Source organism: Listeria immobilis (genome assembly GCF_014322845.1).
In the GTDB taxonomy this organism is placed as follows: Bacteria; Bacillota; Bacilli; order Lactobacillales; family Listeriaceae; genus Listeria; species Listeria immobilis.
This window is the reverse complement of record NZ_JAASUA010000001.1, coordinates 318,248-340,947: the sequence shown is the minus strand read 5'-3', so window position 1 is coordinate 340,947 and position 22,700 is coordinate 318,248. Positions and strand designations below refer to the sequence as shown.

At 35.6% G+C, this 22,700-nt stretch carries 22 protein-coding genes and 1 other annotated feature; of the genes, 20 read left to right on the top strand and 2 right to left on the bottom strand.

What is annotated here, in order from left to right; genetic code table 11:
• The first annotated feature begins 25 nt into the window (after nt 1-25).
• A complete protein-coding gene (holA, locus tag HCJ45_RS01830; protein WP_187123857.1) occupies nt 26-1,057 on the top strand; it encodes a DNA polymerase III subunit delta in 1,032 nt (343 codons plus the stop codon).
• Nucleotides 1,058-1,142: 85 nt separating this feature from the next.
• Here the strand turns inward: holA and rpsT are convergent, their stop codons facing one another.
• Complete coding sequence (gene rpsT, locus HCJ45_RS01825) at nt 1,143-1,397, bottom strand: 30S ribosomal protein S20 (RefSeq protein ID WP_003726526.1); 255 nt, start codon at nt 1,395-1,397, stop codon at nt 1,143-1,145.
• A gap of 244 nt (nt 1,398-1,641) precedes the next feature.
• Between rpsT and lepA the strand changes: the two genes are divergently transcribed.
• From lepA to era, 16 genes are all read left to right on the top strand, one after another.
• A complete protein-coding gene (lepA, locus tag HCJ45_RS01820) occupies nt 1,642-3,468 on the top strand; it encodes a translation elongation factor 4 (protein ID WP_187123856.1) in 1,827 nt (608 codons plus the stop codon).
• Between the two features lie 206 nt (nt 3,469-3,674).
• Nucleotides 3,675-4,832, top strand: a complete 1,158-nt coding sequence (gene hemW, locus HCJ45_RS01815) for a radical SAM family heme chaperone HemW (RefSeq protein ID WP_187123855.1) — start codon at nt 3,675-3,677, stop codon at nt 4,830-4,832.
• A gap of 146 nt (nt 4,833-4,978) precedes the next feature.
• Nucleotides 4,979-6,016, top strand: coding sequence for a heat-inducible transcriptional repressor HrcA (gene hrcA, locus HCJ45_RS01810; protein ID WP_187123854.1), 1,038 nt, complete (start codon nt 4,979-4,981; stop codon nt 6,014-6,016).
• Nucleotides 6,017-6,057: 41 nt separating this feature from the next.
• Nucleotides 6,058-6,633 (top strand): nucleotide exchange factor GrpE, encoded by a 576-nt coding sequence (grpE, locus tag HCJ45_RS01805; RefSeq protein WP_185381133.1) that lies wholly within the window; start codon nt 6,058-6,060, stop codon nt 6,631-6,633.
• Nucleotides 6,634-6,665: 32 nt separating this feature from the next.
• Nucleotides 6,666-8,507, top strand: coding sequence for a molecular chaperone DnaK (gene dnaK / locus HCJ45_RS01800; RefSeq protein ID WP_187123853.1), 1,842 nt, complete (start codon nt 6,666-6,668; stop codon nt 8,505-8,507).
• 141 nt (nt 8,508-8,648) lie between these two features.
• On the top strand, nt 8,649-9,776 hold the full coding sequence (gene dnaJ, locus HCJ45_RS01795; protein WP_185397644.1) for a molecular chaperone DnaJ: 1,128 nt from the start codon (nt 8,649-8,651) through the stop codon (nt 9,774-9,776).
• 72 nt (nt 9,777-9,848) lie between these two features.
• Entirely contained in the window at nt 9,849-10,793 is a 945-nt protein-coding gene (gene prmA, locus HCJ45_RS01790) for a 50S ribosomal protein L11 methyltransferase (RefSeq protein ID WP_187123852.1), read from the top strand.
• Nucleotides 10,794-11,561 carry a 16S rRNA (uracil(1498)-N(3))-methyltransferase gene (locus HCJ45_RS01785; RefSeq protein ID WP_187123851.1) on the top strand — a complete coding sequence of 256 codons (768 nt, stop codon included), beginning with the start codon at nt 10,794-10,796 and terminating at the stop codon, nt 11,559-11,561. It begins immediately after the preceding gene.
• Between the two features lie 197 nt (nt 11,562-11,758).
• Nucleotides 11,759-11,932 (top strand): 30S ribosomal protein S21, encoded by a 174-nt coding sequence (gene rpsU / locus HCJ45_RS01780; protein ID WP_003719762.1) that lies wholly within the window; start codon nt 11,759-11,761, stop codon nt 11,930-11,932.
• A 19-nt stretch (nt 11,933-11,951) separates the two neighbouring features.
• Nucleotides 11,952-12,398: a GatB/YqeY domain-containing protein gene (locus tag HCJ45_RS01775; protein ID WP_185348896.1), complete on the top strand. Its 447-nt coding sequence runs from the start codon at nt 11,952-11,954 to the stop codon at nt 12,396-12,398.
• Between the two features lie 187 nt (nt 12,399-12,585).
• Nucleotides 12,586-13,545: a PhoH family protein gene (locus tag HCJ45_RS01770; RefSeq protein ID WP_185348894.1), complete on the top strand. Its 960-nt coding sequence runs from the start codon at nt 12,586-12,588 to the stop codon at nt 13,543-13,545.
• A gap of 15 nt (nt 13,546-13,560) precedes the next feature.
• Nucleotides 13,561-15,717, top strand: coding sequence for an HDIG domain-containing metalloprotein (locus HCJ45_RS01765; protein WP_187123850.1), 2,157 nt, complete (start codon nt 13,561-13,563; stop codon nt 15,715-15,717).
• A gap of 17 nt (nt 15,718-15,734) precedes the next feature.
• The gene (ybeY, locus tag HCJ45_RS01760; RefSeq protein ID WP_185348890.1) at nt 15,735-16,220 is read left to right on the top strand and encodes an rRNA maturation RNase YbeY; all 486 of its coding nucleotides are present in this window, start codon (nt 15,735-15,737) and stop codon (nt 16,218-16,220) included.
• The gene (locus HCJ45_RS01755) at nt 16,198-16,593 is read left to right on the top strand and encodes a diacylglycerol kinase family protein (protein ID WP_185397647.1); all 396 of its coding nucleotides are present in this window, start codon (nt 16,198-16,200) and stop codon (nt 16,591-16,593) included. The genes ybeY and HCJ45_RS01755 overlap by 23 nt, the downstream gene beginning before the upstream one ends.
• A gap of 24 nt (nt 16,594-16,617) precedes the next feature.
• Nucleotides 16,618-17,013, top strand: coding sequence for a cytidine deaminase (locus HCJ45_RS01750; protein WP_185348886.1), 396 nt, complete (start codon nt 16,618-16,620; stop codon nt 17,011-17,013).
• A complete protein-coding gene (era, locus tag HCJ45_RS01745) occupies nt 17,010-17,915 on the top strand; it encodes a GTPase Era (RefSeq protein ID WP_185348884.1) in 906 nt (301 codons plus the stop codon). The genes HCJ45_RS01750 and era overlap by 4 nt, the downstream gene beginning before the upstream one ends.
• 37 nt (nt 17,916-17,952) lie before the next feature.
• On the opposite strand, the gene HCJ45_RS01740 is transcribed toward era, so the two are convergent.
• Nucleotides 17,953-18,564: a DUF4352 domain-containing protein gene (locus HCJ45_RS01740; protein ID WP_185348882.1), complete on the bottom strand. Its 612-nt coding sequence runs from the start codon at nt 18,562-18,564 to the stop codon at nt 17,953-17,955.
• 136 nt (nt 18,565-18,700) lie between these two features.
• Here HCJ45_RS01740 and recO point away from each other — a divergent pair, with 136 nt between their 5' ends.
• The 3 genes from recO (at nt 18,701) to glyS (ending at nt 22,700) form a co-directional block, all read left to right on the top strand.
• Nucleotides 18,701-19,468, top strand: coding sequence for a DNA repair protein RecO (gene recO / locus HCJ45_RS01735; RefSeq protein ID WP_187123849.1), 768 nt, complete (start codon nt 18,701-18,703; stop codon nt 19,466-19,468).
• 40 nt (nt 19,469-19,508) lie between these two features.
• Nucleotides 19,509-19,683, top strand: a binding site (T-box leader).
• Nucleotides 19,684-19,750: 67 nt separating this feature from the next.
• A complete protein-coding gene (gene glyQ, locus HCJ45_RS01730; RefSeq protein WP_187123848.1) occupies nt 19,751-20,641 on the top strand; it encodes a glycine--tRNA ligase subunit alpha in 891 nt (296 codons plus the stop codon).
• Nucleotides 20,634-22,700, top strand: coding sequence for a glycine--tRNA ligase subunit beta (gene glyS / locus HCJ45_RS01725; RefSeq protein WP_187123847.1), 2,067 nt, complete (start codon nt 20,634-20,636; stop codon nt 22,698-22,700). The genes glyQ and glyS overlap by 8 nt, the downstream gene beginning before the upstream one ends.

The window sequence follows — 22,700 nt, the reverse complement described above, 5'->3', positions numbered from 1 at the left end:
CTAAGAGTGAAATGAGGCGAAAATGATGCTGCCAGAATGGAAACAGATTCGTTCCAAAAAAATAGCCCCTGTTTATTTAATTATTGGTACGGAAGATTATATTATTAACGAAACAAAACAACTTTTAATAGATAATATTTTAGATGGAGAAGATGTAGAATTTAATTATGCTAATCTTGATTTAGAAGAAATGCCGATAGAAGCAGTTGTTCAAGAAGCAGAAAGCATGCCATTTTTTGGAGATAAACGCTTAGTAATGGCAAATAATCCGATTTTTTTAACATCAGAAAAAAGCAAAAATAAAGTCGAGCATGATATTGCTAAATTAGAAGCATATTTAAAAGAACCAGTGGACTATTCCGTACTTTGTTTTGTGGCGCGAGTGGAGAAATTAGATGAACGAAAAAAACTGACTAAACTCCTTAAAAAAACTGCCACAGTAATTGAAGCTAAAAGACCAAGTGAAAATGAACTAAAGAAGTGGATTGAAAGCAAATTAAGTGAAAACCAAATGCAAATGTCCCAAGTAGCAATTACTCGGCTTATTGAATTAACAAGCGGACAACTTACGACGGCGATGAATGAATTACAAAAATTAATGTTATTTTGTTTTGAAACGAAAGAAATTACGATTCAAGATGTTGAATCTTTAGTAGTCCGATCACTAGAACAAAATATCTTTTTATTGTTAGATAAAATGATTGCAATGGATATCGCTGGTGCACTTCGAATTTATTATGATTTATTAAAACAAAAAGAAGAACCAATCAAAATTCTCGCACTAATTTCAAGTCAATTTAGATTGTTAAACCAACTAAAATTACTTGAACAGCAAGGATATTCACAACAACAAGCAGCAACTAAGTTAAAAGTGCATCCATTTCGAGTAAAATTGGCATCCAAACAAGCAAAGAATTTTTCGGAAATGCAACTAAAGCAAGCATTAAAACGATTAGCTGAAATAGACTATGAAATGAAAACTGGCTTTGGTGATAAAGAACAGAAACTAGAATGGTTTTTATTTGAATTACAAGATAATCGACAAAAAATGGTATAAAAATAAGCTTTGTCTCCACAGACAAAGCTTATTTTACAAACAAAAAACACCACACAAGGTGTGATGTTTTATACCGATATCGGTATTATTTAGCTAATTTAGCAGCTAAGCGAGATTTGTTGCGAGCAGCATTGTTTTTGTGAATCAATCCTTTGCTCACAGCGCTATCTAATTTCTTTGAAGCTTCTACGTAAAGATCTTTCGCGTTGTCCGCGTTGTTTGCAGCTGCTTCATCAAATTTTTTGATAGCAGTACGCATTGCAGAACGTTGAGATGCATTACGGCTGTTGCGAGTTTCAGCAGTTTTTACACGTTTAATTGCAGATTTAATATTTGGCATTCCATTCACCTCCGTCCAAACTAATGAGGTAGTATTTATTTCATATAACATACCTTTTTAAAATATATCAGAACAAATGCTATTATACCGAAATCACAGCCATATTGCAATAATACTTTCCATTTAATTTTAAATTTATCTATAATTAATAAAGAAGTCATTGAATGTTAAGCATTCTACTGATATAATCAAGGATAGCTTGCCATCGGATTTATGCGATGAGTTCTAATCAGGAGCTGGGGAAATGAATAAAGAAGAAATGAATGCAAGACAAAAGAAAATTAGAAATTTTTCGATTATCGCGCATATAGATCATGGTAAATCTACACTCGCTGATCGGATTTTAGAAAAAACGGGTGCATTGACGCATCGTGAAATGAAAAATCAGCTACTAGATTCGATGGATTTAGAACGTGAACGCGGGATAACCATAAAATTAAATGCTGTACAATTAAAATATAAAGCAAAAGACGGGGAGACATATATCTTCCATTTGATTGATACGCCAGGGCATGTCGATTTTACGTATGAAGTATCTCGAAGTTTAGCTGCTTGCGAAGGTGCTATCCTCGTTGTAGATGCTGCACAGGGGATTGAAGCGCAAACACTGGCAAATGTTTATTTAGCGCTAGACAATGACTTAGAAATTTTACCAGTCATTAATAAAATTGATTTGCCTGCTGCAGATCCAGAAAGAGTTCGCGAAGAAATTGAAGATGTTATCGGTCTCGATGCATCTGAAGCGGTATTAGCATCTGCAAAATCTGGTATCGGGATTGAAGAAATTTTAGAGCAAATTGTAGAAAAAGTTCCAGAACCAACAGGAGATGTTACTAAACCATTAAAAGCACTCATTTTTGACTCTGTATTTGATGCGTATCGTGGAGTTATTGCTAACATTCGAATTGTGGATGGTGTCGTAAAAGCTGGCGATAGAATCAGAATGATGTCTAATGGGAAAGAATTTGAAGTAACAGAAGTGGGTGTCTTTTCACCAAAAGCTACACCACAAGATGCATTATTAGTTGGAGACGTTGGTTATTTAACTGCCGCTATCAAGAATGTTGGTGATACGCGTGTCGGTGATACAATTACACTTGCTAATAATCCGGCAGAAGAAGCGTTAGATGGTTACCGTAAGCTCAATCCAATGGTTTATTGTGGTCTTTATCCAATAGATTCATCTAAATACAACGATCTTCGTGATGCACTTGAAAAACTAGAATTGAATGACTCCGCTTTACAATTTGAAGCTGAGACTTCTCAAGCTTTAGGATTTGGATTCCGTTGTGGTTTCTTAGGATTACTTCATATGGAAATCATTCAAGAACGAATCGAGCGCGAGTTTAATATCGATTTAATTACAACTGCGCCAAGTGTTATTTATCATGTGAACCTAACTGATGGCTCGAATATCATTGTGGATAATCCTGCTGAAATGCCTGAACCTGGTGTCATTGAAAGCGTAGAAGAACCATATGTAAAAGCCACTGTCATGGTACCTAATGATTATGTCGGCGCGGTTATGGAACTCGCACAAAACAAACGCGGTAACTTTATTACAATGGAATACTTAGACGACATACGAGTTAGCATTGTTTATGAAATCCCATTATCTGAAATTGTATATGACTTTTTTGATCAATTAAAATCTTCTACCAAGGGTTATGCTTCCTTTGATTATGAGTTAATTGGCTATAAAGCATCCAAACTTGTAAAAATGGATATTCTTCTAAATGCTGAAAAAGTTGATGCATTAAGTTTCATTGTTCACCGTGATTTTGCCTACGAACGTGGGAAAATTATCGTAGAGAAATTAAAAGAACTCATCCCAAGACAGCAGTTTGAAGTGCCTATTCAAGCAGCAATTGCAACAAAAATAGTTTCTCGTTCCACTATCAAAGCTCTCCGTAAAAACGTACTTGCAAAATGTTACGGTGGCGATGTTTCACGTAAACGAAAACTTCTTGAAAAACAAAAAGAAGGTAAAAAACGAATGAAACAAATCGGTTCCGTTGAAGTTCCGCAAGAAGCATTTATGGCAATTCTAAAAATGGACGAAACCAAATAATAAAGAATGAAGGGTTGCGTTTTGGGCTATATGCCACAAGACACAACCCTTTTAATATAGAGACTCGTTGCCATTTCAAAAAAGCCCATGCCACTTGGTTTGTTCTACACATAAAAAAACAAAAATATGGTAAACTGTCTATGGAACATTGGCGCTAGTATTTTAATAAAACTAGCTGGATTTTAATTTTAAAGGAATTGATAATAATGATAAACGAAAACCAATCAAGTAATAGTTCGTCTGCAATCTATATTCATATTCCATTTTGCGAACATATTTGCTATTACTGTGATTTTAATAAAGTATTCCTTGAAGGACAACCGGTCGACGAATACGTTAATTTACTTATAAAAGAAATGAAATTAACTGCGAATAAAACGGGTGTTGTGCCAGTAGATACCGTTTTTGTTGGTGGAGGAACGCCTACTACATTAAACGAATCGCAAATTGCCAAACTTTGTACAGCAGTTCAAGAAATTTTCTCATTAAAGGAAGGAGCAGAATTTTCCTTCGAAGCGAATCCAGGTGACCTTTCGATTAGTAAGTTACAAACGATGAAAGATTATGGTGTTAATCGAATCAGCATGGGAGTACAAAGTTTTAATAATGAATTACTTAAAAAAATCGGCCGAATTCACACTGTAAAAGATGTCTACCAATCCGTAGAAAATATGCGCGCAGTCGGATTTGAAAATGTTAGCATTGATTTGATTTTTAGTTTACCAGGACAAACCGAAGCAGATTTCAAAGACACTTTAAATCAAGCTTTGGCACTCGATTTGCCGCATTATTCCGCGTACTCACTCATTATTGAACCAAAAACAATCTTTTATAATTTAATGCAAAAAGGGAAACTTTTCCTTCCGGGACAGGATGCAGAGGCAAATATGTATGATTTACTCTTAAATGAAATGGAAAAACATGGTCGAAAACAATATGAAATTAGTAATTTTGCCAAAGAAGGTTTCCAGAGTAAACATAATATTACTTACTGGAGCAATGAACATTACTATGGTTTTGGAGCAGGGGCACATGGCTATATTGGAAATACCCGTTATAGCAACTTTGGTCCAATAAAAAAATATATGGAACCACTACAAGAAAACAAGCTACCCATTTTTCAACAAAAAGAACTAACATTAAAAGAAAAAATGGAAGAAGAAATGTTTTTAGGGCTTAGAAAAGTACGTGGTGTAGACAAAATGGCTTTTTACCAAAAATTTGGCCAAGATTTAGAAACTATTTTTCCAAAAGCAATTCAAAAAACAATGGAAAAAGGCTGGCTAGAAAATAACAGAGAAAATGTGGCGCTTACGAGAAATGGACGATTTTTAGGGAATAATGTTTTTCAAGAATTTCTCTAAAACCGCACCATTTGACCTTTTTTGACCAAACAATCCTACTTTAGTCTGAAATCGAGTGTTTTCGGTTGACTAAGCGGGAATTGTTTGGTAAATTTATACTTGTATTTAGCACTTGACCTTATTGAGTGCTAAAAGAGGTGATAGATATGTTAACTGAAAGACAACTTTTGATTTTCCGTGCCATCATCGATCATTTCACTTGGACCATTCAGCCGGTTGGTTCGAAAAATCTGCTGAAAGAGAAAGCTTTACCTTACAGTTCAGCTACAATACGAAATGAGATGGGCGTTTTAGAAGAATATGGTTTTATTGAAAAAACTCATTCTTCCTCAGGACGCGTTCCATCAGAAAAAGGTTATCGCTTTTATGTCGATTATCTACTTAAGCCTAAAAAACTAGATAAATCTGACAGGCAAATGATTCGTTCCTTCTTTTCAGAAAACTATTACGAAATGGAAGGGCTAATTCAAAATTCGGCTTCAATGCTATCCGATTTAACCAATTACACATCCATTTTGCTTGGACCAGAAGCAACAAAAAATCATTTAAGTGGCTTTAGATTTGTACCAATTAATCATTTTCAAGCAATGCTTATTTTAATCACTGATCAAGGGCATGTAGATAATCATCTTGTTACGATTCCAGAAGGGACAACACTTTCGGATATTGAGCGCATGGTTAATATTCTAAATGAACGATTAGTTGGGTTATCGCTGGATGATTTAAAAGTACAAATACCAATGGAAGTGAAAGAATTACTCGAAAAACACGTTAGAAATTATGAAAGCTTTATGCATGTTTTTTCCGATTCTTTCGCTCAAGCAAGTCAACAAAAAGTGTATATTGGTGGAAAAACAAACATTTTCAATCAGCCGGAATTTCATGATATTAATAAGGTCCGTGAAATGCTTAGTTTGATGGAAGAAGAACAAGATGTTTATGAGCTATTCAGAGATATCCCGGATGGCTTACAAGTAAAAATTGGGCGAGAAAACAATAATAGTCTAATGGAAGATTGTAGTATCATTACAGCAACTTACAATATCGCTGGGGAACGTGTTGGTGGTATTGTTCTCCTAGGTCCAACAAGAATGGAATACAGCCGTATGATGGGATTAGTTGATGTAATGAGTCGAGATTTAACCGATGTGTTAACGAAACTTTATCGTGATAACCAAAAATAGAAAGGCTGAAAAAGCAACCGTTTTTTCAGGAGGTGGCAAATGTGTCTGAGAAAAAAAGCAAAAAAGAAAAACTTGCTGAGGAAATCGAACAAGAAGAATTAAATGTTTTGAATGAATCAGACAATTCAACCGAAGAAGAAGTGAAAGAAGAATCTTTAACTGAAGATCAAGCAAAAATGTTAGAACTTGAAAACAAGCTAGATGAAATGGAAAATCGTTATTTGCGAACGCAAGCCGATTTTGAAAATGTCAAAAAAAGACATGCTGCTGAGCTTGATGCTAAGCAAAAATATCGGTCACAAAGTCTAGCCCAAGATTTACTTCCTGCGCTTGATAGTTTTGAAAAAGCACTTCAAACAGACGTTGAGCATGAAGAAGTAAAACAAATTTTAAAAGGGATGGAAATGGTGTACAACCAAATCCTTGTCGCTTTTGAAAAAGAAGGTATTGAAAGTATTCCTGCTATTGGGGAGCAATTTGACCCTAATTTCCATCAAGCAGTTATGCAAGATAGCGATGAAAGTGCAGCGAGCAATGAAATTACTGCTGAACTTCAAAAAGGCTACAAATTAAAAGATCGGGTAATTCGCCCATCCATGGTAAAAGTAAACCAATAAAAATCTTACTAAATTCACAGGAGGAAATAACAATGAGTAAAATTATCGGAATTGACTTAGGTACAACAAACTCTGCAGTAGCAGTATTAGAAGGCGGAGAAGCAAAAATCATTACAAATCCAGAAGGCGCACGTACTACTCCTTCTGTTGTAGGTTTTAAAAATGGCGAACGTCAAGTAGGGGAAGTAGCGAAACGTGCTGCTATTACAAATCCTAATACAGTAAGTTCCATCAAACGCCACATGGGTACCAATTATAAAGAAACAATTGAAGGAAAAGACTATTCTCCACAAGAAATTAGCGCCATTATCCTTCAATACCTAAAAAGTTATGCAGAAGATTATCTTGGTGAAACAGTAGATAAAGCTGTTATTACTGTTCCTGCTTATTTTAACGATGCACAACGCCAAGCAACAAAAGATGCTGGTAAAATTGCGGGACTTGAAGTAGAACGTATTATTAACGAACCTACAGCAGCAGCACTTGCTTATGGTATGGATAAAACAGAAACAGACCAAACAATCCTTGTATTTGACCTTGGTGGTGGTACATTTGACGTATCTATCTTAGAACTAGGTGATGGCGTATTCGAAGTACATTCCACTGCTGGTGACAATGAATTAGGTGGAGATGACTTTGATAAAAAAATCATTGACTATCTAGTTGCTGAATTTAAAAAAGATAATGGCATTGATTTAAGCCAAGATAAAATGGCGCTACAACGTTTGAAAGATGCTGCTGAAAAAGCGAAAAAAGATCTTTCTGGCGTGACAAGCACACAAATTTCCTTACCATTTATTACAGCTGGAGAAGCCGGTCCACTCCACTTAGAAGTAACCCTTACTCGTGCTAAATTTGATGAATTAACACATGACTTAGTAGAGCGTACTATCGCACCAACTCGTCAAGCGTTAAAAGATGCAAACCTTTCTGCAAGCGATATTGACCAAGTAATTTTAGTTGGTGGATCTACTCGTATTCCTGCAGTTCAAGAAACAATCAAAAAAGAATTAGGCAAAGAACCTCATAAAGGTGTAAACCCGGATGAAGTTGTAGCAATGGGCGCAGCAATTCAAGGTGGCGTAATCACTGGTGATGTAAAAGATGTTGTCCTACTTGATGTAACTCCATTATCTCTTGGTATTGAAACAATGGGTGGTGTGATGACTACACTTATCGAACGTAATACAACTATTCCAACATCTAAATCACAAACATTCTCTACAGCAGCTGATAATCAACCAGCCGTAGATATCCATGTGCTTCAAGGTGAACGTCCAATGGCGAAAGATAATAAAACATTAGGTCGCTTCCAATTAGCAGATATTCCAGCAGCACCACGTGGAATTCCACAAATTGAAGTATCCTTTGATATTGATAAAAATGGTATCGTAACAGTTCGTGCGAAAGACCTTGGAACTGGTAAAGAACAAAATATCGTTATTAAATCTTCTTCAGGTTTAACAGACGAAGAAATCGAAAAAATGGTTCAAGATGCAGAAGCAAATGCAGAAGAAGATAAAAAGAACAAAGAAAATGCAGAACTTCGTAACAATGCTGACCAATTAGTATTCACTGTAGATAAAACATTGAAAGAACTAGAAGGCAAAGTAGACGAAGAAGAAGTGAAAAAAGCAGAAGCAGCTCGTGATGAACTACAAGAAGCCCTTAAAGGGGAAGATTTCGATGTAATCAAAGAAAAAACAGACAGCTTAAACGAAATCGTTCAAAATCTATCTGTTAAATTGTACGAACAAGCTGCAGCAGAACAACAAGCAGCTGCTGGTGCAGAAGGACAAGAAGCTCCTCAAAATGACGATGTAGTAGATGCTGAATTTGAAGAAGTAAATGACGACGATAAAGAAAACAAATAATATTAAAAAAAGCTAAGGATAATGAGTCAAAGTCTACTGTGGCTTTGGCTTTTTATCTGAAATAAAGTTTTTACAACATCTCTTTCAAATGTTACAATACGTTAGGACTATAAAATATATTATGGACAGGAGTGATGGCGGATGGCAAAACGAGATTATTATGAAGTGCTTGGTGTTTCCAAAAGCGCCTCAGCGGACGAAATAAAAAAAGCTTACCGGAAACTGTCCAAACAGTATCATCCGGACATAAATAAAGAAGCAGGCGCCGATGAAAAATTTAAAGAAATATCTGAAGCCTATGAAGTTTTAAGTGACACCCAAAAACGCGCGCAATATGATCAATATGGTCATGTAGATCCAAATCAAGGTTTTGGCGGTGGCGCTGGTGGTTATAGCAGTGGTGGATTCTCTGGATTTGAAGATATTTTTGATACGTTCTTTGGTGGCGGAGGGCGACAACAAGATCCTAATGCACCCAGACAAGGTAGCGATTTGCAATATACAATGCGTCTTAAATTCAAAGAAGCTATTTTTGGTAAAGATGCAGAAATCGAAATCCCTCGCGAAGAAAATTGTGATACTTGTCATGGTTCTGGCGCAAAACCTGGTACTTCACCAGAAAAATGTAGCCATTGTGGTGGGAAAGGTTCTATCAACGTTGAACAAAATACCCCATTTGGCCGCGTAGTAAACAAACGTACATGTCAATACTGTAATGGTACAGGGAAAGAAATTAAAGAAAAATGTTCCACATGTCACGGTAAAGGCCGTGTAACTAAAACGAAGAAAATTAAAGTTAAAGTTCCGGCTGGTGTGAATGACGGTCAACAAATGCGCGTATCTGGTGAAGGTGAAGCTGGCATTAACGGTGGACCAAGTGGCGACCTATATGTTGTATTTGTGGTCATTCCAGATGAATTTTTCGAACGAGAAGCAGATGATATTTATGTAGAAGTACCAATTACATTTGTACAGGCTACATTAGGCGATGAGATTGATGTACCTACTGTTCACGGAAAAGTTCGTTTAAAAATCCCTAATGGTACACAAACGGGAACGACTTTCCGCCTGCGTGGTAAAGGTGTTCCACATCTTCGTGGTAATGGTACTGGCGATCAACATGTCATTGTCAAAGTAATCGTTCCCAAAAAATTAGACGATAAACAAAAAGAAATTCTACGTGAGTTTGCTTCCACTACTGGAGATAAAGTAGATGAGCAAACATCCGGATTTTTTGACAAAATGAAACGAGCTTTTAAAGGCGATTGATGAACGGTGAGGTCGATAGTTGTGTGAAAAGCAACCATCGACCTTTTCTACATACTAAAGGAGTGTTAAAAAATGGAATGGTCAGAAGTTGAAGTTCATACAACAAACGAAGCAGTAGAACCTGTTGCAAATGTCCTTACTGAATATGGAGCAGCGGGAGTATCCATTGAAGATATAGCTGATTTTTTGCGTGAACGAGAAGATAAATTCGGTGAAATCTATGCATTAAAACGAGAAGATTATCCAGAAGATGGCGTTATTATTAAAGCTTATTTTTTAAAAACGACAGAATTCGTAGAGCAAATCCCAGAAATCGAAAAAACGCTTAGAAATTTAACTTCATTTGATATTCCACTTGGGAAGTTCCAATTCGTAGTAAATGATGTAAATGATGAAGATTGGGCTACTGCCTGGAAGAAATATTACCATCCCGTTCAAATTACAGATAGAATTACAATTGTACCTAGTTGGGAATCCTATACACCTTCTGAAAATGAGCTAATTATTGAATTAGACCCGGGAATGGCATTTGGTACCGGAACTCATCCGACAACCCAACTTTGTATCCGTGCTTTGAGTGATTATATGCAGCCAGATGATGTCATTATTGATGTAGGAACAGGTTCTGGCGTGTTAAGTATTGCTAGTGCTAAACTGGGCGCCAAGTCAATTTTAGCAACAGATCTGGATGAAATTGCAACTCGCTCAGCGGAAGAAAATATTCGTTTAAATAAAACAGAACATATTATTACAGTGAAACAAAATAACCTTCTCCAAGATATCAATAAAACAAATGTCGATATTGTTGTCGCTAACATTTTAGCAGAAGTCATTTTACTTTTCCCTGAAGATGTATATATGGCACTTAAACCAGGTGGGATTTTTATCGCTTCCGGAATTATTAAAGAAAAAGCAGATGTAGTAGAAGAAGCATTAAAAAACGCTGGACTGATTATCGAAAAAATCGAGCAACAAGGGGACTGGGTTGCGATTATTTCCAAACGAGGAGTGGAATAAATGCAGCGTTATTTCGTAGCAAATGAGTTGGAAAATGACCATGACACATTAAGTATAGCAGGAGAAAATTTTCATCATATTACAAGAGTTATGCGAATGAAAGTATCCGACCAAGTATTTATCGTTTTTCCTAGCAAAAAAACTTGTATTGCTGCTATCACAGCTATTAATGAGGATGAAGTATTATTAAGTCTAGTCAAATGGTTGACTGAAGATACAGAATTACCTATTAAAATCACGATTGCAAGCGGTTTGCCAAAAGGTGATAAACTCGAACTCATCATCCAAAAAAGCACAGAACTTGGAGCACACAAATTTGTCCCTTTTAAAGCAGAACGTTCTGTAGTAAAATGGGACGAAAAAAAAGTCGTCAAAAAAGTAGAGCGTCTTCAAAAAATTGCTCAAGAAGCAGCGGAACAATCACACCGTACAGTAATCCCTCAAGTCCAGTATGCAGCGAGTTTGAAAGATTTAATAACTATGCATGCTGATTACGACTATGTTATCGCAGCATATGAAGAAAGTGCTAGAGAAGGCGAGGATAGCACGCTCTTTCATCTGTTTCAAACAATCCAACCCGGACAGTCAGTTTTATGTATTTTTGGACCTGAAGGCGGTATTAGCGAAAAAGAACTACAATTAATGCAACAAATAAACACAAAACTTGCTGGACTTGGACCAAGAATTTTAAGAACAGAAACCGCTCCGCTTTATGTTTTATCAGCAGCATCATTCTATTTTGATCTATCTAAAAATAAAAACAGCTAACATTTCAAAGTTTTATGCGAAAGTTAACGATTTCATGTTGACGATGCCCGATGTTTCGTATATAATTTTTAATGAGTGAATGCTTATCTGCATTACTTCAGAATAATTCATAATTTATTTTCCGTTATGTCCTATTCTGGAACTTAAATGAAGGATTTAAGTGAGTGCATGTAAGTGCCGGAGGGAGGGAAAGAGAGATGTCAAAAACAGTAGTTCGTAAAAACGAATCGCTTGAAGATGCTCTTCGTCGCTTTAAACGTACTGTTTCCAAAAGTGGAACTTTGCAAGAATCCAGAAAGCGCGAATTTTATGAAAAACCAAGCGTAAAACGTAAGAAAAAATCCGAAGCAGCAAGAAAACGCAAATTCTAATTAAAAGGCGATGATTTCGTTGACACTGCTTGACAAGTTAAATGAAGATATGAAGCAAGCGATGCGCGATAAAGAGAAAGAAAAACTTTCTGTTATTCGCATGTTGAAAGCAGCTTTACAAAACGAAGCAATTCACCAAGGTGTGAAAGATCTTACTTCGGATGATGAAGTAACCGTTATTTCCCGCGAACTCAAACAACGCAGAGATTCTCTGTCTGAATTTGAAAAAGCTGGACGTGACGACCTTTCTGATAAAGTCCGTTCCGAGATTGTCATTGTTAAGGACTACGCGCCAAAACAATTGACTCCTGAAGAGCTTGAGAATATTGTGAAAGCAACGATCGATGAAGTTGGCGCATCTACTAAAGCTGATTTTGGCAAAGTAATGTCTGCTATTATGCCTAAAGTAAAAGGCAAAGCTGATGGTGGTGCAGTGAACCAATTCGTAAAAAAATATCTTTCATAAACTAATTCAATCTAGTTTTGAAACGTAAAAAAACAGGATACCTTCGTATTTTACGAGGGATTCCTGTTTTTTTGTGTTTGTTTTTATGAAGAATTCGTTTATTATCATCGCTTCGTTTTTCAACTACGTAAGTTTCGTGTATAATGTAACTAAACAAGGCACTTATAACAGGTGAAGGGGTTAGCAAATGCTAAATGAATTTAATGAAATAGTCGAATTAACAGATGATACTAATATCCAAGATTTATTCGGCACTAACAATAAGAATATAGAACTTTTAGAAGAATTACTTCAAGTAAAAATTATTACACGAGGGGAAGCCCTGTCAATTACCGGTGATGAAGAAGCAGTCCAACACACAACAGCAGTTTTAGAAGAATTAATCTTAACAGTGAAACGCGGCATTCATATTGATGGACGCGATATTGCGCAAGCTGTAAAAATGCAAAAAAATGGAACACTGATATATTTCCATACATTATTTGAAGAAGAAATTACTAAAAATGCAAAAGGAACACCGATTAGACCAAAAACATTTGGCCAAAGAACGTATATTCAAATGATAAAAAAACATGATATTGTGTTCGGAGTCGGGCCAGCTGGAACTGGGAAAACCTATTTAGCTGTTGTTATGGCTGTAGATGCTTGGAAAAAAGGCAATGTCAGCAAAATTATATTAACTAGACCTGCTGTTGAAGCCGGCGAAAGTTTAGGATTTTTACCAGGTGATTTAAAAGAAAAAGTAGATCCTTATTTGCGGCCTGTATACGATGCGTTATACGATATTTTTGGCACAGAACATACAACACGATTAATGGATAGAGGCGTCATTGAAATCGCTCCTCTAGCTTATATGAGAGGTCGTACCCTTGATCATGCTTTTGTTATTCTTGATGAAGCACAAAATACAACCATCGCTCAAATGAAAATGTTTTTAACTCGACTTGGTTATGATTCTAAAATGATCGTTAATGGAGATATGACGCAAATCGACTTACCAAGAGGCGCGACAAGTGGTCTTGTTAACGCAGAGCAAGTCTTAAAAGATGTAAAAGATATCGGTTTTGTTTATTTTGAACACCATGATGTTGTCAGACACCCTCTTGTTGCTGAAATTATTAAAGCGTATGAAGGGAAACAAAGTTAGAGAGGAGACTAAGATGTGAAGTTACCAAAAAAATGGAGACATTGGTACATCGAAAATGGAAAGAAATACCTTTTTCCAGTACTCCTAATTTGTTTCGCTGTCATAGCATATTTGCTTATTTGCCAAATGACCAAACCAGAGTCTTATAATGTCAAATTATTCCAAGTTGCTGAAAAAACAATTCGTTCTCCACAAACCGTAGAGGATACCGAGAAAACAAAAGAAGAACGCACAAAAGCTAGTAATGATGTGGAAGATGTTTATGTCTACAATCGTGAAACAGGACAAAATCGAGTGGCTCTCATTAAAAGTTTATTTGCATATGTAAATGAAGTGAACACAGAGGCACAAGAGACCGATACTAAAAATAAAGAAAAAGCAGCAAAAGAAAATAAGCCCACACCAGCACCAGTTTCAACTGAAACAAAACTAAAAAGCTTAAAAACAAAATTATCTAGTAATGTATCTGAAAAAATCACTTCCAATCTTTCGGATGAAATTTTTATCACGTTACTTGAAGCTGATAGCAAAGATTTCAATACGATGGAAGAAGTTATTACAACAGAAGTAGCAAAAACAATGGAAGACAATATTCGTGACGAAAACCTTAATGCTGCTAAAATTAGAGCGCGCGATGATATTGAGCTTTCTGCAATACCTTCCTATTATAAAAACGTTTCAAAGGCTTTAGTTTCCTATGCCATTGTACCGAATGAAACTTATAGCGAAGAGCAAACAGAAGACCGACGCAAAGAAGCTTCACAAGCAGTTGTTCCTGTGAAAATCTTGCAAGGACAGGTTATCGTGCAAGAAGGGCAAATTGTGGATAGAGAAACCTATCGTCAATTAAATATGTTACATTTGCTTGATCAAAAAATGCCTATAAAACAATACGCTGGCTTTGCTGTATTTATTATTGCGTTAGCTGCACTACTATTTCTTTACACCAAAAAACAAACACAACCAAAAGCAAAAAAAATGCAGACAATGCTTATTTTTTCTTCAGTTTATGTAACGTCACTTGTGATGCTTATGATTATTTTATTCTTAGAAACCCAAGGAATATCTAATATTTCCTATCTTTTCCCAGCTGCCTTTGCTCCGATGATACTTAAAATTTTGCTCAACGAAAAATATGCCTTTTTAAGTGTTATTTATATCGCAGCAACGAGTCTTTTTGTTTTCCAAAATGATTCCACCAGCGGCATCACCATTTTCATTTTATTAAGTGGTGTAACAAGTGTTGTAGCATTACGTGATTATAGCAGACGTTCTGCCATTGTCTTTTCTGGATTTATGGTTGGGTTAATTAATATGGGATATGTCTTTACTTTATTATTTATTAATAACAACTCGCTCTTGCAATTTTCTACCGTGATGTCGCTTGGTTATGCATTTGTTGGCGGATTTGGAGCATTTATTTTAGGTATAGGAATTATTCCATTATTTGAAACGATTTTTGGGTTGCTAACTACTAGTCGTTTAGTAGAACTTGCCAATCCAAACCATCCATTACTAAAAAAAATCTTAATGAAAGCACCAGGAACTTATCACCACAGTATGATGGTAGCCAACTTAGCGGAGGCATGTGCAGATAAAATTGGGGCAAATAGTTTACTCGTTCGGGTTGGTTGTTTTTATCACGATATCGGCAAAACTTTAAGACCACCATATTTCGTGGAGAACCAACTACAAGGAATTAATCCACATGATAGGCTGACACCAGAACAAAGTCGTGATATAATTCTCTCGCATACAAAAGATGGTGCGGAAATTTTAAAAGAGAATCATATGCCACAGCCAATTATTGATATTGCATTACAACATCATGGAACTACACTACTAAAATATTTTTATTATAAAGCTAAAGAAACCAATCCAGACATAAAAGAGAGTGATTACCGTTATAGTGGTCCAAAACCACAAACGAAAGAAATTGCGATTATAAATATTTCTGATAGCGTAGAAGCAGCAGTGCGTTCTGCCGCTGAACCAACTATGGCGAAAATAACAGAAATTATTGATGGCATTATTAAAGATCGTTTTCTTGATAATCAGTTTACAGATTGTGATATTACGATAAAAGAAATTAGAATGATTCGTGATACATTAATTGCCACATTAAATGGAATATACCATCAACGAATTCAATATCCTGATGATAAAGAGTAAAAGAGGAGGGCAAAAAAATGCCAATCTTAGAAATTGATTTAATAGATGAAACAAAAGAACTTCCAACAGACGATAAAAAACTGGTAGAAAATATTTTGCAATTTGCCGCAGAGTATTTAAAAATTGATGAAGGAACCGAACTATCTTTAACTTTTACGACTAATGAGGGTATTCGAGAAATTAATCGTGACTACCGAAATAAGGATCAAGCAACGGATGTTATTTCTTTTGCGCTAGAAGAACTTGGTGAAGGAGAAACAGAAATTGACTGGGATGATTTTGATTTAGAAACACCAAAAATGCTTGGAGATATTATTATTTCCACTGAAAAAGCAGAAGAGCAAGCACAAGAATACGGACATACAAAAGCAAGAGAATTAGGATTTCTAGCAGTTCACGGCCTACTACATTTGCTTGGTTATGATCATATGGAGCCAGAAGAAGAAAAAATTATGTTTGGCTTACAAAAAGAAGTGTTGGATGCTTATGGACTTGAAAGATAGAAAGTATAAACGTAGTAAAAATTATGCAGAATCATTTCAGCATGCATTCACTGGACTAAAAACAGCTTTTTTAGAAGAGAGGAATATGCGTTTTCATACATTTGCAGCGCTAGCCGTTGTTATTTGTGGTTTCTTCTTTCATGTCACTAAATCAGAATGGATTTTATTAACACTTTCCATCTTTGGTGTATTAACACTTGAAATGGTCAATACAGCAATTGAAAGGGCTGTTGATGTAGCTACAGAACAATATATAGATGAAGCAAAGAAAGCAAAGGATGTTGCAGCAGGAGCAGTGTTACTAGCAGCTGTTGTAGCTAGTTTTATTGGTTTAATTATTTTTATACCATACTTTTGCCAGATGTTTTTATAAAAAGAAGGGATTGTGACTTGCTCAATGAAAGAAAATAATTTTATTTCGCTTGCTAAACAAGCTAGAGAATTTGCATATGTTCCTTATTCCAATTTTCCAGTTGGGGCTGCGCTTATAACAGCTGATGATGAAGTAGTTTTAGGTTGCAATATTGAAAATGCCTCTTTTGGTTTAACCAATTGTGCCGAACGAACAGCAATTTTCAAAGCAATATCAGAAGGAAAACGTGATTTCAAGCAATTAGTTGTTGTGGCGGATACAGAAGGACCTGTTTCACCATGTGGAGCATGCAGACAAGTCATTAGTGAATTTTGTGCACCAGATATGCCAGTAATTTTAACAAATTTAACAGGAAAAACAGCGACGGTAACAGTGAAAGAACTTTTACCAGGCGCATTTGCATCGGAGGATATGTTATGAGTGAACCATTTAAATCAGGATTTGTAGCTATTGTTGGGCGACCTAACGTTGGGAAATCAACTTTGTTAAATCATATTATTGGTCAAAAAATTGCAATTATGAGTGATAAAGCGCAAACTACTAGAAACAAAGTACAAGGTGTTTACACAACAGACGAATCACAAATTGTTTTTATTGATACACCAGGAATACATAAACCAAAACATAAACTAGGCGATTTTATGGTAAAAATTGCTTTAAATACTTTTCAAGAAGTGGATTTAATTTATTTTGTTATTGATGCATCTACTGGGTTTGGTCGTGGAGATGAATTTATCATTGAAAAATTAAAAAATGTACAAACACCCGTCTTTTTATTAATAAATAAAATTGATTTAATTTCTCCAGAAGCGTTATTCAAATTAATCGAACAATACCGAGAATTGCTAGATTTTGAAGAAATTATCCCGATTTCTGCGCTTCAAGGGAATAATGTTCCTAATTTGTTAGACCAAACGAATGCTAACTTAGAGATTGGACCAATGTATTATCCGAAAGACCAAATTACTGATCATCCTGAACGGTTTATTATTTCCGAGTTAATTCGTGAGCAAGTATTGCAATTAACAAGAGAAGAAGTACCACATTCCGTTGCAGTCGTAATTGAGGGTATTGAGAAAAATCCTAAAACAGAAAAACTAACGATTAATGCAACTATCATTGTTGAAAGAAGTACTCAAAAAGGGATTATCATTGGAAAACAAGGACAAATGCTTAAACAAATTGGTATGCGCGCAAGAAAAGAAATTGAACGCTTGCTTGGTTCAAAAGTATTTTTAGAAATTTGGGTAAAAGTTCAAAAAAATTGGCGCGATAAAGAACATTATTTACAAGATTATGGTTTCGATAGAGAAGAATATTAAAAAAAATCCTGTACACCAAATGGCGTACGGGATTTTTTTACTGTTCCGTCCAATTGTAATCGCCATACTCCACATCGTATGGACCAAAATTGTAAACTTCATAATATAGTGTTAAATTTTTTGTTTCTCCTGGATTAATAGTTTCTTCTAAATACTCTTCTGTAACATCTTCTCCATAATCTTCATCCGCAAGATCAAATAAAGATACATCATCTGAGTAGAAAGTTATTTTTTCTGTACTTGGATTTTCCACTTTAACTTTTACAGCATAAACATCATAACCTGTTTGTTCGCGAGACATGACTGGTTTGTAGACAGTAACTAAACTTTCATCAGTCATTGTTACAGTTTCGCCATATTTTACATTAATAAAATCATCAACAAAGTCATCGGAATATTCATCAGAATAGTCATCTGCATAACCTTCTAAATCATAAGTAAACGCGAAAGGATTACTAAAACTTTGCAAAAGACTACTGGTAATCAGGTTTAAACCTCCTAGTATAATATAAAAACCAATTCCCATTGATAGGCCAGCTGCAATAATTCCAGCCCATTTTTCTTTCCTTACAATAAGTAGTATAATCCCAACAATAAAACCTATGAATGTAAGAAAGAATAAACCAACAAATATAAGTAAAAAATTCATCACATCAATTCCCTTTCTGCTTCACCTTTTTTCTTTATTTTACAATAGCTGACCTAGGAAAGATAGTGCAAAATAATAAAAGACATATTCCTTTAGAAAATGATATAATAAGACGAATGCAAAGGGGGCTAACCACATGGAAAAATGCGAGGGAATCGTTATACGCCAAACTAGTTACCGCGAATCTGATAAAATTGTTCGAATGTATACGCGTGAATTCGGAAAAATTGGTGTGGTGGCTCGTGGTGCAAAAAAAACGAAAAGTAGATTAGCCGCAGTCACACAATTATTTACAAATGGCTATTTTACTTTTTTTGGTGGAAATGGACTTGGTACACTCCAGCAGGGAGAAGTAATCGAAAATTTCTCATCTATTCAACAAGATATTTTTATGACTGCATATGCTACCTATGTATGCGAATTACTTGATAAAGCTACGGAAGAACGGCAACCAAATCCTTATTTATATGAGTTAACTTTTCAAATATTACGTGATATTGATGAAGGCTATGATCCCCAAATTTTGACGCAAATTTTTGAAATGAAAATGCTTCCGGTACTTGGTCTTTATCCAACAATGGATAAATGTGCTATTTGCGGGGAAACGACCGGACATTTCGATTTTTCTACTCGGAGTAATGGGATAATTTGTCATCGCTGCTTTGATAAGGACCCTTATCGCATGCACTTGCCAGAAAATGTAGTGAAATTATTACGGCTATTTTTTATTTTCCAACTGGATAGATTAGGTAATATTGATGTAAAACCAGAAACAAAAGAATGGTTACAAAAAGCAATTGATACTTATTATGATGAATATTCCGGACTATATCTAAAAAGCCGCAAATTCTTACGAGATATGAATAAATGGGAAAATATGCTAAAAAAAGATAGTGATGATTGACTTTTCGGCTAAAATACAGTATCTTTTAATATATCAACTAATAGGTACATTGAAGGAAAATAGTAACAAAAAGCTCTATTTAAAGCGAATTCGGAATTTGGTGTGAGCCGAGTATTTATCTTTTTGTGAAGGCGTTCTGGAGTACAACGAAATCAAGGTGGGAATTACTTTAATTCCAAATAGGGTGGAACCGCGAGATAGCTCTCGTCCCTATATGCTTTAAATCAGCATATAGAGACGAGAGTTTTTATATTGTCTGAATTAATTCTGGAGGTGGAAGAAATGAATTTACAAACAATGATTAGAACACTGCAAGATTATTGGTCTGAACAAGGTTGTATCATGTTACAATCCTACGACGTGGAAAAAGGTGCGGGAACAATGAGTCCATATACATTTTTAAAAGCAATTGGCCCTGAACCATGGAAAGCAGGTTATGTGGAGCCTTCTCGTCGTCCAGCAGATGGTCGTTACGGAGAAAATCCCAATAGATTATTTCAACATCATCAATTCCAAGTAGTGATGAAACCTTCTCCTGATAACATTCAAGAACTTTACCTTGGTTCACTAGAAAAACTGGGAATTAATCCATTAGAACATGATATTCGATTTGTTGAAGATAACTGGGAAAATCCTTCTCTAGGTTGTGCAGGACTTGGCTGGGAAGTTTGGTTAGACGGAATGGAAATCACTCAATTTACTTATTTTCAACAAGTGGGTGGCCTGGAATGTTCCCCTGTTACTTCTGAAATCACATATGGAGTGGAACGTTTAGCTAGTTATATTCAAGATAAAGAAAATGTATTTGATTTAGAATGGACGGAAGGCATTAGTTACCGTGACATTTTTTTCCAAGCAGAATTTGAAAACTCTAAATATGCTTTTGAAACGTCCAACACAGATATGCTATTAACTTTATTTGATACGTATGAAAGAGAAGCGGCTCGCCAAATGCAAGAAGGACTTGTTTTTCCGGCATATGACTACGTTTTAAAATGTTCGCATACATTTAATTTGCTTGATGCACGTGGGGTAGTTTCCGTTACAGAACGTGCCCAATATATCGGTCGAATTAGAAACTTGGCAAGACGTATCGCAAAAACATTTTATGAATCACGTGAAAAACTTGGCTTCCCATTAGTCAAAGAAGAGGGAGGAAAACGTCATGAGTAAAGATTTTCTATTAGAAATTGGTTTAGAAGAAATGCCAGCGCAATATGTGACTAGCTCCGTAACACAACTAAAAAAAAGAATGACTGATTGGCTTCATGAAAAGCAAATCACTTTTTCCGATATACAAACTTTTTCTACACCAAGACGCCTAACTGTTCTTGTTGAGAATATGGCAGAAGAACAAGCTAATCGTGTGGAAGAAGCAAAGGGACCCGCAAAAAAAATTGCCTTAGATGAAGAAGGTAATTGGTCAAAAGCAGCATTAGGGTTTGCTAGAAGCCAACAAGTTGACCCTGCTGATTTAACATTCCGCGAAATCAAAGGCGTGGAATACATTTATATAAAAAAAGAAATTATTGGTGAAAAAACTGTTACATTACTACCACAGCTTCAAAAAGTAGTAACAAGCATGACTTTTCCTGTAAGTATGCACTGGGGTACCAATGATTTACGCTATATTCGTCCGATCAAATGGTTGATTGCTATGTTTGGCGAAGAAATAATTCCATTTGAAATTACTGGTGTAACAACAAGTAATAGCTCTCGTGGTCATCGCTTCCTTGGAAAAACCGCTACAATCACACAACCTAGCGACTATCAAAACGCTTTATTAGAACAATTTGTTGTAGTTGATGCAGTAGAGCGAAAAGAAGCTATCGCCGGACAATTAAAAGAACTAGCAGCACTAGAAAATTGGCAAATCAAAAATGATGATGATTTACTAGAAGAAGTTACAAATTTAGTTGAATATCCGACTGTTTTAGCAGGGAATTTTGAAAAAGTTTATTTAGAATTGCCCGAAGAAATATTAATTACGACAATGAAAGAACACCAACGTTATTTCCCAGTTTTCAGTCAAGATGATAAACTGTTACCACATTTTGTAACAGTTAGAAACGGAAATCATGAAAATCTAGAAACGGTTGCTCGAGGAAACGAAAAAGTACTGCGCGCTCGTTTATCTGATGCCGATTTCTTCTACCAAGAAGACTTGAAAATGACTATTGATGAAGCAGTTGCTAAACTTCCAAATATTGTATTTCATGAAAAACTAGGAACGTTAACAGAAAAAATGAAACGTGTTCAAAAAGTGGCATTAATGCTTGCGGACTACTTATATTGGAAAGAAGAAGACAAAGAAGATATTATTCGCTTAACCGATATTTACAAATTTGATTTGGTTACAAATGTAGTAGGTGAATTCCCAGAACTGCAAGGAATAATGGGAGAGAAATACGCTTTATTACAAGGAGAGAAACCTGCGATTGCAACAGCTATTCGCGAACATTATCTACCGAATTCAGCTGAAGGAGAGCTACCACAAACTGATTTAGGTTCTCTGATTGCGATTGCGGACAAATTAGAAACTTTAGTAGGATTTTTCTGTGTGAATATCGTTCCAACTGGTTCCGCTGATCCATTTGGTTTACGTCGTAGTGCTTTTGGAGCAATGCGGATTATCCAAGCAAATGGATGGGATATTCCAGTGCTTGAGCTTATTTCTCGCATTGTAGATATGGAACGTGCAGAAGGTGCAGTCGAACTTCCAGGAGAAGAAGTGAAAAAAGAAGTACAAACCTTCTTGAAAAATCGCTTGCGGGTTGTTTTACAAAATCACCATATTCGTCATGATATTATTGATGCAGTTATTGGTGGAGATCCTAATGTTATTCCACAATTAGTTGATCGTGCGCAAATCCTTAATAAACATGTAGAATCCGACTGGTTCCGTCCAACAATAGAAGCCCTAACACGTGTGGTAAATATTTCCAAAAAACATGAGGAAGGCATAGAAGTAGACCCTGCATTATTTGAAAATGAATATGAACAAGCGCTCTTTGATGCATTAGAAAAGCTAAAATGCAATTATGCCAATTTAACAATTGTAGAGCGATTAAAAGAATTTGCTGCGCTTAGAACGATTATTGATGATTATTTCGACAATACACTTGTGATGAGTGATAATATCGAACTGAAAAACAATCGTCTTGCACTACTTTTTGAATTAGCAAGCTTTATTAAAGAGTTTGCTCAAATGGATGAAATTAATGTAAAATAA

What these genes read in the sequence shown, in the direction of transcription:
- holA (WP_187123857.1), top strand. Translation starts at nt 26, where the DNA reads ATGCTGCCAGAATGGAAACAGATTCGTTCCAAAAAAATAGCCCCTGTT.
- rpsT (WP_003726526.1), bottom strand. Translation starts at nt 1,397, where the DNA reads ATGCCAAATATTAAATCTGCAATTAAACGTGTAAAAACTGCTGAAACT.
- lepA (WP_187123856.1), top strand. Translation starts at nt 1,642, where the DNA reads ATGAATAAAGAAGAAATGAATGCAAGACAAAAGAAAATTAGAAATTTT.
- hemW (WP_187123855.1), top strand. Translation starts at nt 3,675, where the DNA reads ATGATAAACGAAAACCAATCAAGTAATAGTTCGTCTGCAATCTATATT.
- hrcA (WP_187123854.1), top strand. Translation starts at nt 4,979, where the DNA reads ATGTTAACTGAAAGACAACTTTTGATTTTCCGTGCCATCATCGATCAT.
- dnaK (WP_187123853.1), top strand. Translation starts at nt 6,666, where the DNA reads ATGAGTAAAATTATCGGAATTGACTTAGGTACAACAAACTCTGCAGTA.
- dnaJ (WP_185397644.1), top strand. Translation starts at nt 8,649, where the DNA reads ATGGCAAAACGAGATTATTATGAAGTGCTTGGTGTTTCCAAAAGCGCC.
- prmA (WP_187123852.1), top strand. Translation starts at nt 9,849, where the DNA reads ATGGAATGGTCAGAAGTTGAAGTTCATACAACAAACGAAGCAGTAGAA.
- HCJ45_RS01785 (WP_187123851.1), top strand. Translation starts at nt 10,794, where the DNA reads ATGCAGCGTTATTTCGTAGCAAATGAGTTGGAAAATGACCATGACACA.
- rpsU (WP_003719762.1), top strand. Translation starts at nt 11,759, where the DNA reads ATGTCAAAAACAGTAGTTCGTAAAAACGAATCGCTTGAAGATGCTCTT.
- HCJ45_RS01770 (WP_185348894.1), top strand. Translation starts at nt 12,586, where the DNA reads ATGCTAAATGAATTTAATGAAATAGTCGAATTAACAGATGATACTAAT.
- ybeY (WP_185348890.1), top strand. Translation starts at nt 15,735, where the DNA reads ATGCCAATCTTAGAAATTGATTTAATAGATGAAACAAAAGAACTTCCA.
- HCJ45_RS01755 (WP_185397647.1), top strand. Translation starts at nt 16,198, where the DNA reads ATGCTTATGGACTTGAAAGATAGAAAGTATAAACGTAGTAAAAATTAT.
- HCJ45_RS01750 (WP_185348886.1), top strand. Translation starts at nt 16,618, where the DNA reads ATGAAAGAAAATAATTTTATTTCGCTTGCTAAACAAGCTAGAGAATTT.
- era (WP_185348884.1), top strand. Translation starts at nt 17,010, where the DNA reads ATGAGTGAACCATTTAAATCAGGATTTGTAGCTATTGTTGGGCGACCT.
- HCJ45_RS01740 (WP_185348882.1), bottom strand. Translation starts at nt 18,564, where the DNA reads ATGAATTTTTTACTTATATTTGTTGGTTTATTCTTTCTTACATTCATA.
- recO (WP_187123849.1), top strand. Translation starts at nt 18,701, where the DNA reads ATGGAAAAATGCGAGGGAATCGTTATACGCCAAACTAGTTACCGCGAA.
- glyQ (WP_187123848.1), top strand. Translation starts at nt 19,751, where the DNA reads ATGAATTTACAAACAATGATTAGAACACTGCAAGATTATTGGTCTGAA.
- glyS (WP_187123847.1), top strand. Translation starts at nt 20,634, where the DNA reads ATGAGTAAAGATTTTCTATTAGAAATTGGTTTAGAAGAAATGCCAGCG.